Source organism: Rhodococcus sp. PML026, assembly GCF_000963615.1.
In the GTDB taxonomy this organism is placed as follows: domain Bacteria; phylum Actinomycetota; class Actinomycetes; order Mycobacteriales; family Mycobacteriaceae; genus Rhodococcoides; species Rhodococcoides fascians.
Genome location: NZ_KQ031373.1, coordinates 215,939 through 232,076 on the forward strand (window position 1 = coordinate 215,939; position 16,138 = coordinate 232,076).

Consider the following 16,138-nt stretch of genomic DNA (forward strand, 5'->3'; position numbering starts at 1 on the left):
ATATGAGACACGAGATGTCCACGGACATGTGACACACGGGCTGTGATGATGCTGCGGGGCACTGTGACCGGCTATGGAGTAATCCATGGCCAGATCGGATGCCCGGATGAACCTGCTCGACGCCACCTTGACCGCATGGATCATCGAGGGAGCCGACGTCTTCGACGAACGAGGCCTGTCAGGCTTCTGCGCCGATCACGGGCTCTCCCGCAGTACCGCCAACCGTCACGCCGCCCGGATCCGAGAACGGGGCCGGTGGGAACTCGACTCCCGCCGGCCCCGCTCGAGCCCGGCACGCACCCCCGACGCTGTCGAAGCCCGCATCATCGCGCTCCGCGGCGAATTGGGCCGCGACAACGGTGCCGACAACATCCGCTACGAGCTGACCAAGATTGCCGCCGAACATGATTGGGCCGGCAAAGGCTGGAAGGTCCCGGCCCGATCGACCATCAACAACATCCTCACCCGCCACGGCCTGGTGACCCCGGAACCCAAGAAGCGACCCAAATCGTCCTACCGCCGATTCCAATACGCCCGACCCCGTGACTGCTATCAGATCGACGCCACCGAAGTCGTACTCGCCGGCGGCGGGAAAGCCACCGTCTTCGAGGTTCTCGACGACTGCACCCGCACCCTCGTCGCGACGTACGTCTGCCACGCCGAGACCACCGCCGGAGCCATCACCGCCATCGGCAGAGCGTTCACCGACTACGGAGTACCGGCAATCGTGTTGTCCGACAACGGAATGGCATTCTGCGCGACCGCGTCGAAGGGCCGCTCGAAGTTCGGCGCGTTCGTCACCGGGTCCGGTGCCAGGCTCATTCACTCGAGCCCGTACCACCCGCAGACCAACGGCAAAGTCGAACGCCACCACCGCACCTTCAAACAGTGGCTCACCGACCAACCCACCCGGCCCGCCACGACCGCCGAGTTGCAGACATCGTGCAATCGGTACCAGACGTTCTACAACAACGACCGCCGCCACAGTGCCGTGAACATGCCCCCGCAGCAGGCATGGAACGGCGCTGCAACCTTGGGCGGTCCGCAGCACCTACCCGCCCAGGTCGACGCCACAGTCGGTACCCACTCCGTCTCCGGCTCCGGCGTGATCTCCGTCGGCGACCACACGATCTCGGTCGGACGGTCCCACGCTCACAGTCGCGTGACCGTCCTGCGCGACGGCAACCACATCACCACCTACACGGCCAGCGGAGAAGTCCTCGGCCATTTGCACTTGAACATCGACAAGCGCTACCAAGGACAACTCCACCGCCCCGCAGCCTAGAATCGTGTCTCACATGTATCGAGACACCCGTGTCCCGCATGTATCAAGACAGCACACGTAGCCTGCTACGCGTTTCCACTCACATGGGGTCAGCGCAGCGAGGCCGGAACGTGGAAGCGCTCGCCGTACTTCTTGGCCAATTCGTCCGCGCGAGCGACGAATCCGGCCTGACCACCCGGGTAGCCGACGACGTACTGGTGCACGCCACCCGTCCATGCCGGGAAGCCGATGCCGAAGATCGAGCCGATGTTGGCGTCGGCGGTGGTGTTCAGGACACCCTCGTCGAAGCACTTCTGCGTCTCGATGGCCTCGATGAACAGCATGCGCTCCTTGAGGTCCTCGAACGGGATGTCCGCCGAACCCGACTTGAACGCATCACGCAGTCCGGGCCACAGCCCGGTGCGCTTGCCGTCCTCGTACTCGTAGAAGCCCGCACCCTTGGCCTTCGACGGACGCTCGAACTCGTCGACCATCTTGTCGATGACCTCGCCGGCCGGATCCTCGGGGGGAGTTCCGCCGGCAGCCTTGATGGCGTCGTAGGTCTCCTTGCGGATCTTCTGCATCAGGTTGAGCGTGAGCTCGTCCGAAAGCTGCAGTGGCGCAGCCGGGTAACCGGCCTGCAGACCTGCCTGCTCGATGGTCGACGGCTCGACGCCCTCGCCCAACATCGCGATGGCCTCGTTGATGAAGGTGCCGATCACGCGAGAGGTGAAGAAGCCGCGACTGTCGTTGACGACGATCGGGGTCTTCTTGATGAGCTGCACCAGGTCGAATGCCTTGGCCAAAGCGGCATCCGATGTCTTCTCGCCGCGAATGATCTCCACCAGCGGCATCTTGTCCACCGGTGAGAAGAAGTGGATTCCGATGAAGTCTTCCTGACGCTTGATGCCCTGAGCGAGGCTCGTGATGGGCAGCGTCGAGGTGTTGGAACCGAGCAGCGCCGTCGGATCGACGAGGTCCTCGATCTCCTGGAAGACCTTCTGCTTCAACTCTTCCGACTCGAAGACGGCCTCGATGACGAGGTCGGCACCTTCGACGTCCTTGGCATCGGCGGTCGGGTGGATGCGTGCGAGCAGAGCGTCCGACTTCTCCTGGGTGGTCTTGCCACGCGAGAGTGCCTTGGCCTCGATGGCCTCGGAGTACGCCTTGCCCTTCTGCGCCGACTCGATCGCAACGTCCTTGAGCACCACGTCGATTCCGGCCTTGGCACACACGTACGCGATGCCCGCGCCCATCATGCCTGCGCCGAGAACCGCGACCTTGGTGAAGGTGGTCTTCTCGATGCCGTCGGGACGAGACTTACCGGCGTTGATCGCCTGCAGGTCGAAGAAGAACGCCTGAATCATGTTCTTGGACACCAGACCGGTGACCAATTCGGTGAAGTACCGCGACTCGATGGTGCACGCATTGTCGAAGTCGACCTGTGCACCCTCCACTGCCGCAGCGAGAATCGCGCGCGGAGCCGGCATCGGTGCGCCCTTGATCTGCTTGCGCAGATTGGACGGGAAAGCAGGCAGGATCTGCGCGAGCTTCGGGTTCGACGGCGTGCCGCCGGGGATCTTGTAACCCTTGACGTCCCACGGTGCGACGCCACCCTCGGGGTTGGCCTTGATCCATGCCTTGGCGGTGGGCACCAATTCGTCGATGCTGCCGACCAATTCGTGAACCAGACCGATTTCGAGAGCCTTGGCCGGACGGAACCGAGTGCCCTGAGCGAGGACCGTCATGAAGCCGGTCTGAATGCCGAGCAGCCGGGTGATGCGGGCAACGCCGCCGCCGCCGGGCAGGAGACCGAGCGAGACCTCGGGCAGACCGATCTGCACGCCGGGAACATCGGCCGCGATGCGGTGATGCGTGGCGAGCGCGATCTCGAGTCCGCCGCCAAGTGCCGCGCCGTTGATGGCGGACACGACCGGCTTACCGAGCTTCTCGAGCCGACGCAGCTGTCCCTTGACTTCCTGGACCTCGTCGAACACCCGCTGGGCGTCCTCGGGCTTGGCTTCGATGAGGGTGTGCAGATCGCCGCCGGCGAAAAACGTCTTCTTGGCGGAGGTCAGCACGACTCCGGTGATGCTGTCCTTCTCGGCCTCGAGGCGGTCGACCGTCGCGCCCATCGAGTCCTTGTACAGCTGGTTCATCGTGTTGGCGCCCTGGTTGGGGTCGTCCATCGTCAGAACGACGATGCCCTCGGCGTCCTGGTCCCACTGAATCATGTTGTCAGACATCGTTCTACCTCAGACTCGCTCGATGATGGTGGCAACGCCCATGCCGCCGCCGATGCACAGGGTGATCAAGGCGTACCGGCCGCCGCGGCGCTCGAGCTCGTCGAGCACGGTGCCGGTGATCATGGCTCCGGTGGCACCGAGCGGGTGGCCCATGGCGATGGCGCCGCCGTTGACGTTGAGCTTCTCGTTCGGGATCTTCAGATCCTTCTGGAAACGCAGCACCACGGAAGCGAACGCCTCGTTGAGCTCGAACAGATCGATGTCGTCGACGGTCAGGCCGGCGGTGGCGAGAACCTTCTTCGACGCCGGGGTCGGTCCGGTCAGCATGATCGTCGTATCGGCACCACTGGTGGCCGTCGCGACGATGCGGGCGCGCGGGACCATGTTCAGGTCCTTGCCCGCCTGCTCGCTGCCGACGAGGACGAGGGCTGCGCCGTCGACGATGCCGGAGCTGTTTCCGCCGGTGTGGACGTGATCGATCTTCTCGATCCAGTGGTACTTCTGCAGCGCTACGTCGTCGAATCCGCCCATGGCCGCGATACCGGTGAATGCCGGGTTCAGCTTGCCGAGCGACTCGACGGTGCTGCCCGGACGCATGTGCTCGTCCTGATCGAGGATCAGCAGACCGTTCTGGTCGGTGACCGGAACGACGGACTTGGCGAAGTAACCACCGGACCACGCCGCTGCGGCGCGCTCCTGGGACTGGACGGCATACGCGTCGACGTCCTCGCGGGTGAATCCTTCGATGGTGGCGATCAGGTCGGCACCGATGCCCTGCGGGGCGAAGTAGGTGTCGTAGTTGGTGGCCGGGTCCATGGCCCATGCGCCGCCGTCACTGCCCATCGGCACGCGAGACATCGACTCGACGCCGCCCGCGACAACCAGTTCGTCCCAGCCCGAGCGCACCTTCTGCGCGGCCAGGTTGACGGCCTCGAGGCCCGACGCGCAGAAGCGGTTGAGCTGGAAGCCGCCGACGGTGTCGGGCATCTTGGCTGCGAGCACGGCCGTGCGGGCGATGTCGGCACCCTGATCTCCGACGGGCGAGACCACACCCAGGATGAGGTCGGAGATTCGGTTCTCGTCCATGTCGGGGAAACGTCGACGAAGCTCGTCGATCAGCCCGGTCACCAAGGAAATCGGCTTCACCGAATGCAGGGAGCCGTTCTTTCCTTTACCTCGGGGAGTCCTGATGGCCTCGTAAATGAATGCCTCTGTAGTCACAGCGCGCAGTTCCTTCCACATACTCGATCTTGTCGCGATCGCCGTGCCGGCCGATCGCGTCGGTGCGAGGCCATGACAGACCTCAGCTCATGCCACAGTAAGTTGGCATACCGATCCGACATAAGGACCGAAACGAGCGTTTCGCATGACCCACGATGCGGTTCAGGTTTGAACGACCCCGTCATGGGAAATTACGATGCGTCAGATCGACCCGAAGGCGAAAGAAGACCGACCATGGAAACCGACAACGAACCGACCGTGGGCGCTCGCGTCAAAGTACGCACTCGCAGCGACGACAAGTCCGGAGCCGACAGTTCTGGATCCGACGCCTACGAGACCGGCGCGATCGTCGACGACTTCGGAGTCCAAGCGACCGACAGCACCTCGCGGGACTGGGCCGTCGCCAAGCGATGGGCCGTCGCCCTCGACAGCGGCCGATTGGTGTTCGTCGACACCGACGATCTCACGCTCGCGTGAGCCTCAGATCTCCTTGAGCGGTACCGCTCCGAGTTCGCTCACCAGCAGTTCCATGGCGACCGTTTCCGGGTCCCGACGAACCGACGGGTCCGCGGGTTCGGCCGCGGCCTTGAGCAGTTCTTCCTCGTCCTCCGGCGTCTCCGGAGGCGGCGGACCTACCGGCTCGGGATCATCGGGATAGTCCGGGGCCTCGGGCATCGGAATATCTGCGTCCGATCCATCGCCCGCTGAACCGAAACCGTCCGACGTCGGACGGGGAGCCCCTGCCTGGCTCGGCCTCGAGAACTTCGGCAGCGACGCGGGTTTCGCTGCCGGTTCATCTTTTTTTGCTGATGACGGTTCCGGTGGTGCCGCTGCACCCACCAGACAGACCACCGACCATTCGACGCCGAACACGTCACGCAACGCGTCCCGAATGACGTCGGCGTTGCGGGGTTCTTCGAGACGCTTCGCGAGCGGTGCCGAATCGTGGCCGAGAGTGATGGTGCCGTTCTCGACGGTGCGTACCGACGCACCGGACAACATCACCTCGACGGTCCTGCTTCGCTCTCGTACCTTGGTTCGCACCTCGGACCACACTGCGCGGACGGCCGCCGCATCGGGCTCGTTGGAGGCAGCCGCGGGTGCCGCGACAGGCTCGGGTTCGGATTCGTACACCGGCTCGGGTTCCGGGCCGTACTCGTCCTCGGGCTCCGGCGGAAAATCCTCGTGAGAGAGCGATGGTTCCGAATGCTGTTGCGCTGCAGCGGAAGTCGTGACCGGTGCGGGCGCGGGTTCCGGTTCGGGGGTTGGAGCTGGCTCGGGTGTCGGGACCGGCTCGGGTGTCGGAGCCGGTTCGGGCTCGGGTGTCGGGACCGGTTCGGGTGTTGGAGCCGGTTCGGGGGTCGGAGCCGATTCGGGTGTGGGAGCCGGTTCAGGTGCGGGAGCCGGTTCGGGGGCTGCAGGCTCGGGTGTGGGAGCGGGCTCGGGGGCTGCAGGCTCTGGCACCGGAGACGGTTCCGGGACCGCCATGGGTTCGGGTGCCGCGACAGGCGCAGGCGCTGGTGTCGGAGCGGGGACTGGTGCTGACGGTGCCGCGGGGGCGGCCTCGGCGGCCGGCTGTCGCTGGGACGGTCGCTGGAATTTGTTCACCGGGGGCGGGCCGGAGGGTGCAGGCTCTTCGGTCGCGGGCAGCTGTGGTCGTGTCGGGTCTGCGGCTGCCTGTGCCACTGCGGCCTGTTCGCCGGCAGGAAGGGTGACGTCCAGGCGACGTTCGACGCGTTCGAGCCTCTGCAACACAGCCGATTCCGCATCGGAGGCCGACGGCAGGAGCATCCGTGCGCACATCACTTCGAGCAGCAGACGCGGCGCGGTGGCCCCTCGCATTTCGCCGAGGCCCGAGTGGACGATCTCGGCGTAGCGAGTCAGGGTCGCCGAGCCGAGCAGGTCCGCCTCGTCGCGGAGTCGTTCGAGGACGTCGCCCGGCACGTCGACCAGGCCACGTTCACCGGCGTCGGGTACGGCCTTCATGAGGATCAGGTCTCGCATGCGATCGAGGAGGTCGATGGCGAAGCGACGTGGGTCGTGGCCGGCGTCCATCACCTTGTCGACGGTGCCGAACAGTGCGCCGCCGTCTCCCGCGGCCAGGGCGTCGACGGCCTCGTCGATCAGCGCGACGTCGGTGACGCCGAGCAGCGACAGAGCTCGCGGGTAGGTAACGCCTTCCGGTCCGGCTCCGGCCAGCAACTGGTCCATGACCGACAGCGAGTCACGCGGAGAACCGCCACCCGCCCGGATGACGAGTGGATAGACCGCGTCCTCGACCGGTACCTGTTCCTGACCACAGATCTTCTCGAGCAGAACGCGCATCGTCGACGGCGCGAGCAGTCGGAACGGGTAGTGGTGGGTTCGCGAGCGGATGGTGGGGAGCACCTTCTCCGGCTCGGTGGTCGCGAAGATGAAGACCAGATGCTCCGGCGGTTCCTCGACGACCTTGAGCAGCGCGTTGAAGCCGGCCGGGGTGACCATGTGTGCCTCGTCGATGATGAAGATGACGTAGCGCGACTCGGCCGGGGCGTACACGGCTTTGTCTCGAAGATCGCGGGCATCGTCGACGCCACCGTGGCTGGCTGCGTCCATCTCGACGACGTCGAAGTTGCCGGGCCCGCCCGGTGCCAGAGCGACGCAGGAGTTGCACACACCGCAGGGGGTGGAGGTCGGTCCTTCGGCGCAGTTCAGCGATCGGGCGAGGATGCGCGCCGAGGACGTCTTTCCGCAGCCACGAGGGCCCGAGAAGAGATAGGCGTGGTTGATTCTGTTGGAATCGAGCGCCACGCTGATCGGTTCGGTGACGTGCTCCTGACCGACGACTTCGGCGAACGTCGCGGGACGGTACTTCCGGTAGAGGGCCACGCCCGAAAGGGTACCGGCGACCGACGACACAGTTGCATCGCGCGTCGGTGTGCGCGGTGGAACCATTGGCTCAGTTGCATCGCGCGTCGGTGTGCGCGGTGGAACCATTGGCTCAGTTGCATCGCGCGTCGGTGTGCGCGAGGAACCCACGGCTCGGTTGCATCGCGCATCAGTGTGGACCGGCGGACACCGCTCTGATGTTCATGATCGCGAAGCTTTCCCGGCTGCCGGTGGACGTCGACAGCGCGAGTAGCCAGTTGCCGTCCTGCAGCGCGTCCGAGATCGCGTGCCGCACGATTGCGCCTTTCGAGTTCTGATAGTCGATCGAGACGGGTGCGCCGCGCGCTGCGGCGTCGGTCAGCGCATCGAGCTCCCGTGGCAACAGTCTGCTGTGCCTGCTGAGTGCGGAACGCACCCGTGCGTCGTCGACGGTGCCGGGGTCGCCTGTCTGCAGCAGCCGTGCCAGCTCGCGTGATTCGCGTCGAACTGGTGCTGCGGGTGCGCTCGGGTGCGGGGTGCGGGTGGTGTTGGCGCGGACCTTGGTCGCGCTGTCCAGCTCGAGCCGGCCGGTGTCGGAATGTCGCACCGGGGAGTATCCGTGCCTGCGAAGCACCGCGAGAGTGTCGATGGGTGTGGCAGAACTGATCAGGACTGTCGGCGCGAGCCGCTGAAACTTCAGCACCGCCAATGCCTCGTCCGTCTCGATGTTCGTCAGCAGTACGACGTCCTCGGAGACGATGGCGCACGGGATCTTGCGCACGGCCAGTGCGCCGTAGGTGCGCCAACAGTCTCGGATCGTGTAGGCCAGGGCTTGGGGAACGTCGGTGTCGGCCATCTCGGCGAGGGCGTCGATCAACTCCTCCCCTGTACCACCGGTGTCGAAGAAGCTGCGGATCGTCGCCGGGGTGAACCGCCAGACCGACGCCACTTCCCGCGACTCGGGTTGCGCGGCCGCACCGAGTATCGACGCCACCTCGGTGCTCGGCGGCCCGGTGACCACTGCGGTCGAATCGGGCAGCAGGCGCACCGAGAACGGCACCCAGTCGGCCAGATCCTGTAGCTGCGTTGCCAGCGCGGAGGCGATCTGACGCGGATCGCCGTCTCGGCCCACTCGGAAGTCCGTCAGGGTGGCGCACAGATCGGTCGGTGCGCCGTCGACCAGAACTCCGAGGCGGGTGGCCTCGGCCCAGAGTGCGCGCACGTGGCCGGGCCCGGCGCTCGTCGAGACGACCGGGATATGCCACTCGAGGTAGCGGGCGAATTCGTCGGGATCGGACAACACCGGCGTCGGGCTGTCGGATCCACCGAGGCGCAGAAGAGCCGCCAAGGCAGTCGAACGCACGTCTGCGGCTGCGGGATCGTCGAGCATCTTCTTGAGCACCGGCGCGGTCTTCTGGGAGGATCGTGGCACCCGATGGGTCGGAGTGAAGGGCGAGCACCACCACGCGGCCAGCAATGCTGCCGCCTGCTCGGATCGCGAGCTCGTCGACCATGTTTCGTAGGTCGAGGTCAATGCGATACCGGTCTTTCCCCGGTCGGCGAGCAAACCGGCTTCGCGCGCCAGCATCAGCATCAGCGCGGTGTGATGCTCGTCGGCGAATCCCAGACGAGCAGTCAGCGCACGGAGCTCTTTGGCGCTGAGGCCACCGGTCTTCATCATTGCCAGGCCATCGGTGTCGATTGCCGTCAACAACGCCTGCGTGTGCTCACAGAACTGCAGCAAGGCGATGGAGCGGGCGCGCTGCGAGTCATCCTGCGAGAGAGCATGAGTGCCAAATTCTGGAAGCCTGAGCTCGATGGGCAATCGCCACCCGTCTCCTCGCAGCGCGATGCTCACTTCCAACGGCACCTCGACGCGATGCCCGTCCAATCGATACAGCAGCCCGCGCTCGAAGGCGGCCGTACCTGCGGTCGGCGGCACATCGAAGATCAATGACGCCGGTTGTCCATCGACGAAGCGAGACAACATCTCTCGCATCTCGGGCGGGCCGTCGTCGTACAAAGCTCGGATACGTTCGGGGGTCATCGCGGCCGCGACGGCGTCGGCGCGTTCGGCTCGATCGAGCGAGGAGTCGACTCCGAGGCGGGTCAGCAAAGCAAGTCGGTCCTGCTCGACGGCGCAGTGCAAGAACAACTTTCGCTGCCTGCGAGCAAGCCCAAATGGGTGCGAGAACACGCCGGACAGATCGACGGGGCGGTACTCGACCGCGTCCGAGCCCCCTGCCGTGTGCGGCCAGATCAGGCCGTAGGCCATCAGCGTGTTCAGGGCCGTATCGATATGCGCCGTCTCGTTCGAGATTCCCTCGCCCGTCCAGTGGCCGATCTCGGCGCGGCTGAGATCTTCCATGAGCGCGAACAACTCGAGCAGGTCGAGCGCACCTCTGTCGAGTTTCCGCGGTAAGGCCGCCACCCGCCAGGGCGAGCCGAGGAGTTGCGCGAGCAACCCGAACGAGCGGGGTGGCGGGTCGGTTGCCACGTCCGGTCGACGTCGCAACAGATCCGTCAGTGCGTCCTCGTCGAGCGAGGCCAGCCACCCCTCGTACGTCCCGATCTTCTCGGTCATCTCGTCCCCCCCGGCGCAAGTTCTGCCACAACGTACCGACGGGCACCGACAGACTTATTTGTTCTTGGCTGCCGCTTTCGCTGCCTTCTTGAATTCGCGTACCTCGAGCAGGGACTTCTCGTCGACGACATCGGCGATGGATCGACGCGCACCCTCGTCGCCGTACGCTCCGGCGGCCTTTCGCCACCCGTCGGGCGTCACGCCCATCTGCTTGCCGAGCAGCGCGAGGAAGATGCGCGCCTTCTGATCGCCGTAGCCGGGAAGTGCTTTGAGACGCTTCAGAACCTCGGCACCGTCGGGGTCGTCGCGGATTCAGATTTCCTGCGGCTTGCCGTCGTAGTTCTCGACCAGAAATGCGGCGAGTCCCTGGATGCGCTTGGCCATCGAGCCGGGAAAACGATGCACGGCCGGGGTCTGCGCGCACAATGCGGCGAAGTCGTCCGGATCGGCGTCGGCGACGGTGTCGACCTTCAGATCACCGAGACGGTCGACGAGCTTCTTCGGGCCGGCGAAAGCGGATTCCATCGGTACCTGCTGATCGAGCAGCATGCCGATCAGCAGCGCGAACGGATCCTCGGCGAGCAGTGCATCGGCCTCCGGATCGCCGACGAGGTTCAGAGTGCGAGACATGGCCCCGATCCTGCCATGTCCGGCAGAAGCGACCGGGTCAGGTGATGGACACCAATTGCGTGATGTCGTCGAAGGGCAGCGGCCCATCCACGACGGCTCCGACGACGGCGCTGTTGAGGATGATCGATCCGCCGTGATTGTCGAGGAATGCGGTGTCGGCTGCGTCGCGTCCGGTTGCGATGCGCACCAGGGTCGATCGCGGCGCGAGGCAGGTGGCGTCGACCACTCGCCATTGTCCTTCGACGAAGGCTTCGGCGACAGCGTGGAAGTCCATCGGATCGCAGCCCGGCGCGTACACGGCCACGAGTCGAGCGGGCACGTTCACTGCGCGGAGCAGTGCGACGACGAGGTGGGTGTAGTCGCGGCACACCCCGGCACCGGCGAGGAGGGTGTCGACGGCGCCGTCGATGGGGTCGCTGCTTCCGGGAACGTAGCTCAGCCGGGCTCCGACCCAGGACGACACCTCGGCGAGCAGCTTCTCCGACGGCGGGTACGAGCCGAATTCCGTTGCCGCGAAACCGAAGAACTTGTCTGCCTCGGCGTAGCGGCTCGGCCGCAGATACAGCGACAGGTCGTAATCGGACACCGGTGCCGGGTCGGTGTTGCCGTAGATCGTCGCCGAGTACGACGCTTCGAGCTTGCCGACGTCGGCGTGCAGCTTGTGGATGCGAGTGCCGTGTGCGCCGCTGATCTCCTGCGCTTCGACGGGCTGGCCGTCGAGTGTGAACGAGAGTGCCTCCCACACTTCGGTTCCTGGGTGCGGCGCGATCGCGATCTGGAACTCGAGGGTGCTGGCCTCGGTCACATCGACATCGAGGTACGCGGAGACGTCACGTTTCATCGTGCCGATCCTGCCATCTCCGAGCGGTTCTCGCAGACTAAGACTCGTCGGTGGGGCGCGCTCCGGTCACCAGGAAGATGACCCGTTTCGCGACCTCGACGGTGTGGTCGGAATAACGCTCGTAGAAGCGGCCGAGCAACGTGATGTCGACGGCGGCCGGTACACCGTGCGGCCAGTCGGGCGCGGAGGTCAACATGAACAGGCTGCGGTGAAGAGCGTCCATCTCCTCGTCCTGCGTTCGCAGACTCGCGGCGAGTTCGGCGTCCCGCGTCTCGAGCACCCGTTGGGTCGCCTCCGCTTGAGCGATGGCTACCCGACCCATCTCGGTGAACACGCCCTCGACCTCGGGCGGCAGCACATGCGCGGGGTGACGGCGGCGGGCCAGCTCGGCGATGTGCACCGCGAGTCCACCCATGCGCTGGAGGTCGGCCACGATGTTGATCCCGGATACGACACGGCGCAGATCGTGAGCAACCGGCGACTGTCGAGCGAGGAAAGCGAAGGCCTCGTGTTCCCATTCGACGGCGAGAGTGTCGATCTCTTCGCGGTACTCGATCGTCTGCTCGGCGAGCACGATGTCGGCGGTGAGCAGCGCGCGCGTGGCGTCAGCCATCGCTCGTTCCGCGATTCTCGACATTTCGGACAGCTCCGACGCCAACGTGTCGAGCGCCTCCGTGTAACTGTCCCGCATGTTCACTCACCCCAACCGCTCGACAGCCCAACCTCAGGGCATTGCAGGGCAGTACCCTGCTGCGCATCCTTCTACACCCTCACACCGCTGTGGGCTCGTTGGAGAACTCGACGGTGTGACGTCGGTCATTCCTGCTGACACGAATCGATGGTCGACATGGGAGGGAACGCCGAACGGCCCGCGCTCGGTGAGCGCGGGCCGTTCGATCATCGGTTGCCGATCAGCAATTCGACGGGGCGGGCACTCCGTAGAAGCGATCCTTGATCCAGCTCTGAGCTTCGCCGAGACCGAGGATGTCCGGGATCAGATGCCCGGCACCGGAACCCGGCACGATAGCCGGGACCTGCGCGGAACTGAGCTGCACTGTTGCACCCTTGCCGCACCAGTCGCCGGCCAGTTCGACGGCCTGACCGTGGGGCACGATGTCGTCGGAGGTACCGGACTGGATCAGTACCGGGGCATTCGGCGTACGCTCACCGATCTTGTTCTTGGCCAGGATTTCCTGCGCGACGGGCAACCTGTCCAGCACGACCGACAACGGCTCGCCGGTCTTGGTGTACTCGTTGGTGCGGTGCAGCCCGACGTTCAGAATCGTCTCTCCGACACACTGATTCGCGACCAGGTTCAGCATGGCCTTTCCTGCGTCGTTGATGTTCTCGTCGACGATCGGCTGCAGACCGGGGTCGGAATTGAGCAGGCCGTTGAGGGTGTAGCCGATCACGCCCGTGAGGATGGTGCCGTCGACCTGTTCGAGGGTCGCCTTCAGATCCGCGGGAGGTGCTCCTGCGTAGGTGCCGACCAGGTCGAGTTCCGGGGCGTATTCATCGGCGATCTCGGCCGCCGCTGCGGCAGCTCCGCCACCCTGCGAGTAGCCGTAGGCCGCGACCGGGCCGTCGCCGGAGATCTTGGTGCCCTGCAACTGCCGAGCTGCGCGGGCCGCGTCGAGCACGGCATGGGCCTCGGACGCGCGGTTCACATAGGTGTGCGCGCCCGGCGTGCCGAGACCCTCGTAATCGGTGATCACGACGCCATAGCCTTGGGAGAGAAGCGAATACGCGGCCAGTACCTCGTACTCGACCATGAATCCGAGCGGCGGGGTGTAGGTGATGACGTTGTTGAGCATCTTCGACGGCGCGCACTGATCGCCCTGCCCCTGCGTTCCCGGTGCCAACACCACGAGCGGGCGCGGCCCCGGACCGGTCCACGGCGCGGCCGGGTCGATGTAGGTACCCGTGACGGCGTTGGCGTCGTCGTTGGAATCGGTGCTGCGGTACATGATTCGGGTTGCCTCACCCGGCAGGGTGCCGCCGATGCCCGGCACCGACAGCGCGAGATGCGAAGGCTCGGAACGAATCACGTCGCCCGGCGCGCCGGCAGGCAGCGGGCTCGGCGGAATGTAGAAGTCGGATTCGACGGTCGAACCCGTCGACGGTGCTGCCGACACGGCCGGCGCAGTCACCCCCATGAACACTGCCATCACTGCCACGGCCGAACCGAAGACACGCGTCGAACGCAAATCGAACCCCCAACGTCTGAACACCTGCTGCCAGGTGTGCGCTACCCCGCGTAGCACTTACCCTGACGCACCTTACGTGACGGCGCACACAACGTACAGACCGAAGTTGGACGAATCACCAGTCAGCGGCGGCGACCGTGCATGGCCGCCTTCGCCGTATCCACTTCGTCGTCGGTGAAGGGACGTCCGGGGAGCTCCGATCGGGGTACCGAATCACCGCGCAGGCCGTCGAGCAGCACCGTGAAGTACCTACGCCAGTTCGCGGGATCGACATGACTGGAGAATTCGACGGTCGAGCCGATCATCCCCAGCACCGGATAGAAGTCGGTGACGGCCACATCGGGACGCAGCTGACCGGATTCGAGGGCGCGATCGACGATTTTCGCGAAGAACGGATCGATCCGTCGGCGCATCTCCGCGATGCCGCGGCAACCCTCGTCCGACCCGAGCACCACATCACCGAGGCCGCGGTCGGACGCCATTTCCTCGCATACGTCCGAGAGAAAGCCCACCAACCCGCTCCAGGGATCCTCCGCTTCGAGGGCGCGTTCGGCACTGGCGAGCATTCCCTCGAGGCGCTGCTCGAAGACGCCGTCAATGAGCTCTTCCTTGCACGAGAAGCGGCGATAGACGGTGCCGACGCCCACCTTGGCGTGCGCGGCGACGTCGTCGAGCGTGATGTCGATACCGCGGGAAGCGAACAGCTCGCGAGCCGCGTCCACGATGCGGCGCCGGTTGCGTTCGGCATCCGCCCGTAGGGGCTTCGATGCCGCTGTGTCCGCTCTCACACTCATTCGATGTCCGTTTCACCCGATAAGCGGAGGACATTCCTCCACTTAGCTGCTACCTTTGCCCTACAACCGGAGGATACACCTCCGCATAGTCGAACCGAGGACACCATGACCACCCTTTCATCGGAGAACGTGGACGGCTCAACGTCGACCACGACGCCGGCGGACGAGCGTGCGCACCGGAATCGCTGGTTGATTCTCGCCACTCTCGGACTGGCCCAGCTCATGGTCGTGCTCGACGCGACCATCGTGAACATCGCACTCCCCGCCGCCCAGCTCGATCTGGGCTTCGACAACGCCGACCGCTCCTGGGTCGTCACCGCCTACGCACTCGCGTTCGGCAGCCTGTTGCTCCTCGGTGGACGCCTGAGCGACCTCTTCGGTCGACGAAACACCTTCCTCATCGGCCTCGTCGGCTTCGCGCTGATGTCGGCAGTGGGCGGCGCGGCCGTCAACTTCGGCATGCTCGTCGCAGCCCGCGCCGGTCAGGGCGTCTTCGGCGCACTGCTGGCACCCGCGGCTCTGTCACTGCTGGCCACCACCTTCACCGACACCAAGGAACGCGCCAAGGCCTTCGGCATCTTCGGTGCCATCGCCGGCGGCGGCGGCGCACTGGGTCTGCTGCTCGGCGGCATGCTCACCGAGTGGGCCAACTGGCGCTGGAGCCTGTACGTCAACCTGATCTTCGCTGCGCTCGCCTTCGTCGGAGCCTTCCTGTTCCTGGCCAAGCACAAGGTCGACGTCCGGCCCAAGCTCGATATCCCCGGAACGATCGCCGTCTCCGCCGCGCTGTTCTCGATCGTCTACGGCTTCGCGCACGCCGAATCCGACGGCTGGAGCAACCCCGTCACCCTCGGATTCCTGGCGGCAGGTGTCGTTCTTCTCGCCGTCTTCGTGACCATCCAGAATCGCGTCGAACACCCTCTGCTGCCGCTGCGCATCGTTCTGGACCGCACCCGGGCCGGATCATTCCTCGCGGTGTTCGTCACCGGCGCAGGCATGTTCGCGGTGTTCCTGTTCTTGACCTACTACCTGCAGAGCACGCTGAAGTACACCCCGATCACCACCGGGTTCGCGTTCATGCCGATGATCGCGTCGCTGATCCTCACCGCGACACTGTCGACGGCACTGATCCTCCCCCGGTTCGGGCCGCGGATCCTGATGACGACCGGCCTTGTCGTCGCGTCGATCGGAATGGGACTGCTCACCCAGATCGATCTGGACAGCAGCTACGTCACGCACATCCTGCCCGGCCTGATCATCATGGGCCTCGGCCTCGGTGCCACCATGGCACCGGCCATGCAGGGCGCAATCTCCGGCGTCGCTCCGGACGACTCCGGCGTCGCGTCAGCAACGGTGAACACCATGCAGCAGGTGGGCGGCTCGATCGGTACCGCACTGCTGAGCACCGTGGCAGCCAACGCCGCGACCAGCTACGTCAGCACCAACATGGCAACGGCAACCGATGCGGCTCTGCTGCAGGCCAATGCCGAGATCGCCAGCTACA

The 16,138-nt window shown here is 65.5% G+C and carries 11 protein-coding genes and 1 pseudogene; 3 read left to right on the forward strand and 9 right to left on the reverse strand.

The genetic code is table 11. The features are described 5' to 3' along the window. Nucleotides 1-85 precede the first annotated feature (85 nt). The gene (locus tag VF34_RS11635) at nucleotides 86-1,285 is read left to right on the forward strand and encodes a DDE-type integrase/transposase/recombinase (protein WP_231578190.1); all 1,200 of its coding nucleotides are present in this window, start codon (nucleotides 86-88) and stop codon (nucleotides 1,283-1,285) included. An 89-nt stretch (nucleotides 1,286-1,374) separates the two neighbouring features. Here VF34_RS11635 and VF34_RS11640 read toward each other — a convergent pair whose 3' ends face one another. Then, nucleotides 1,375-3,510 carry a 3-hydroxyacyl-CoA dehydrogenase NAD-binding domain-containing protein gene (locus VF34_RS11640; protein ID WP_045841452.1) on the reverse strand — a complete coding sequence of 712 codons (2,136 nt, stop codon included), beginning with the start codon at nucleotides 3,508-3,510 and terminating at the stop codon, nucleotides 1,375-1,377. Nucleotides 3,511-3,519: 9 nt separating this feature from the next. Continuing rightward, nucleotides 3,520-4,731, reverse strand: a complete 1,212-nt coding sequence (locus tag VF34_RS11645) for an acetyl-CoA C-acetyltransferase (RefSeq protein WP_027494551.1) — start codon at nucleotides 4,729-4,731, stop codon at nucleotides 3,520-3,522. A 234-nt stretch (nucleotides 4,732-4,965) separates the two neighbouring features. Between VF34_RS11645 and VF34_RS11650 the strand changes: the two genes are divergently transcribed. Further along, nucleotides 4,966-5,208 carry a hypothetical protein gene (locus VF34_RS11650; protein ID WP_032384107.1) on the forward strand — a complete coding sequence of 81 codons (243 nt, stop codon included), beginning with the start codon at nucleotides 4,966-4,968 and terminating at the stop codon, nucleotides 5,206-5,208. Between the two features lie 3 nt (nucleotides 5,209-5,211). On the opposite strand, the gene VF34_RS11655 is transcribed toward VF34_RS11650, so the two are convergent. The 7 genes and pseudogenes from VF34_RS11655 to VF34_RS11685 all read right to left on the reverse strand — a co-directional run bounded on the left by VF34_RS11655 (nucleotide 5,212) and on the right by VF34_RS11685 (nucleotide 14,634). Then, nucleotides 5,212-7,599, reverse strand: coding sequence for a DNA polymerase III subunit gamma and tau (locus tag VF34_RS11655; protein WP_045841656.1), 2,388 nt, complete (start codon nucleotides 7,597-7,599; stop codon nucleotides 5,212-5,214). Nucleotides 7,600-7,768: 169 nt separating this feature from the next. Continuing rightward, nucleotides 7,769-10,162, reverse strand: coding sequence for a helicase-associated domain-containing protein (locus VF34_RS11660; protein WP_045841453.1), 2,394 nt, complete (start codon nucleotides 10,160-10,162; stop codon nucleotides 7,769-7,771). A gap of 54 nt (nucleotides 10,163-10,216) precedes the next feature. Beyond that, a pseudogene (locus tag VF34_RS11665) lies at nucleotides 10,217-10,792 on the reverse strand (HhH-GPD-type base excision DNA repair protein). Between the two features lie 37 nt (nucleotides 10,793-10,829). Next, entirely contained in the window at nucleotides 10,830-11,633 is an 804-nt protein-coding gene (locus VF34_RS11670; protein WP_045841454.1) for a transglutaminase-like domain-containing protein, read from the reverse strand. Between the two features lie 37 nt (nucleotides 11,634-11,670). Next, entirely contained in the window at nucleotides 11,671-12,324 is a 654-nt protein-coding gene (phoU, locus tag VF34_RS11675; RefSeq protein WP_027494559.1) for a phosphate signaling complex protein PhoU, read from the reverse strand. A 220-nt stretch (nucleotides 12,325-12,544) separates the two neighbouring features. Continuing rightward, nucleotides 12,545-13,801 (reverse strand): lipase family protein, encoded by a 1,257-nt coding sequence (locus VF34_RS11680; protein ID WP_045841657.1) that lies wholly within the window; start codon nucleotides 13,799-13,801, stop codon nucleotides 12,545-12,547. A gap of 161 nt (nucleotides 13,802-13,962) precedes the next feature. Next, nucleotides 13,963-14,634: a TetR/AcrR family transcriptional regulator gene (locus VF34_RS11685; protein ID WP_032369276.1), complete on the reverse strand. Its 672-nt coding sequence runs from the start codon at nucleotides 14,632-14,634 to the stop codon at nucleotides 13,963-13,965. Nucleotides 14,635-14,739: 105 nt separating this feature from the next. Here VF34_RS11685 and VF34_RS11690 point away from each other — a divergent pair. Further along, nucleotides 14,740-16,138: DHA2 family efflux MFS transporter permease subunit (locus VF34_RS11690; protein ID WP_045841455.1), on the forward strand; the 1,399-nt coding region annotated here is incomplete at its 3' end.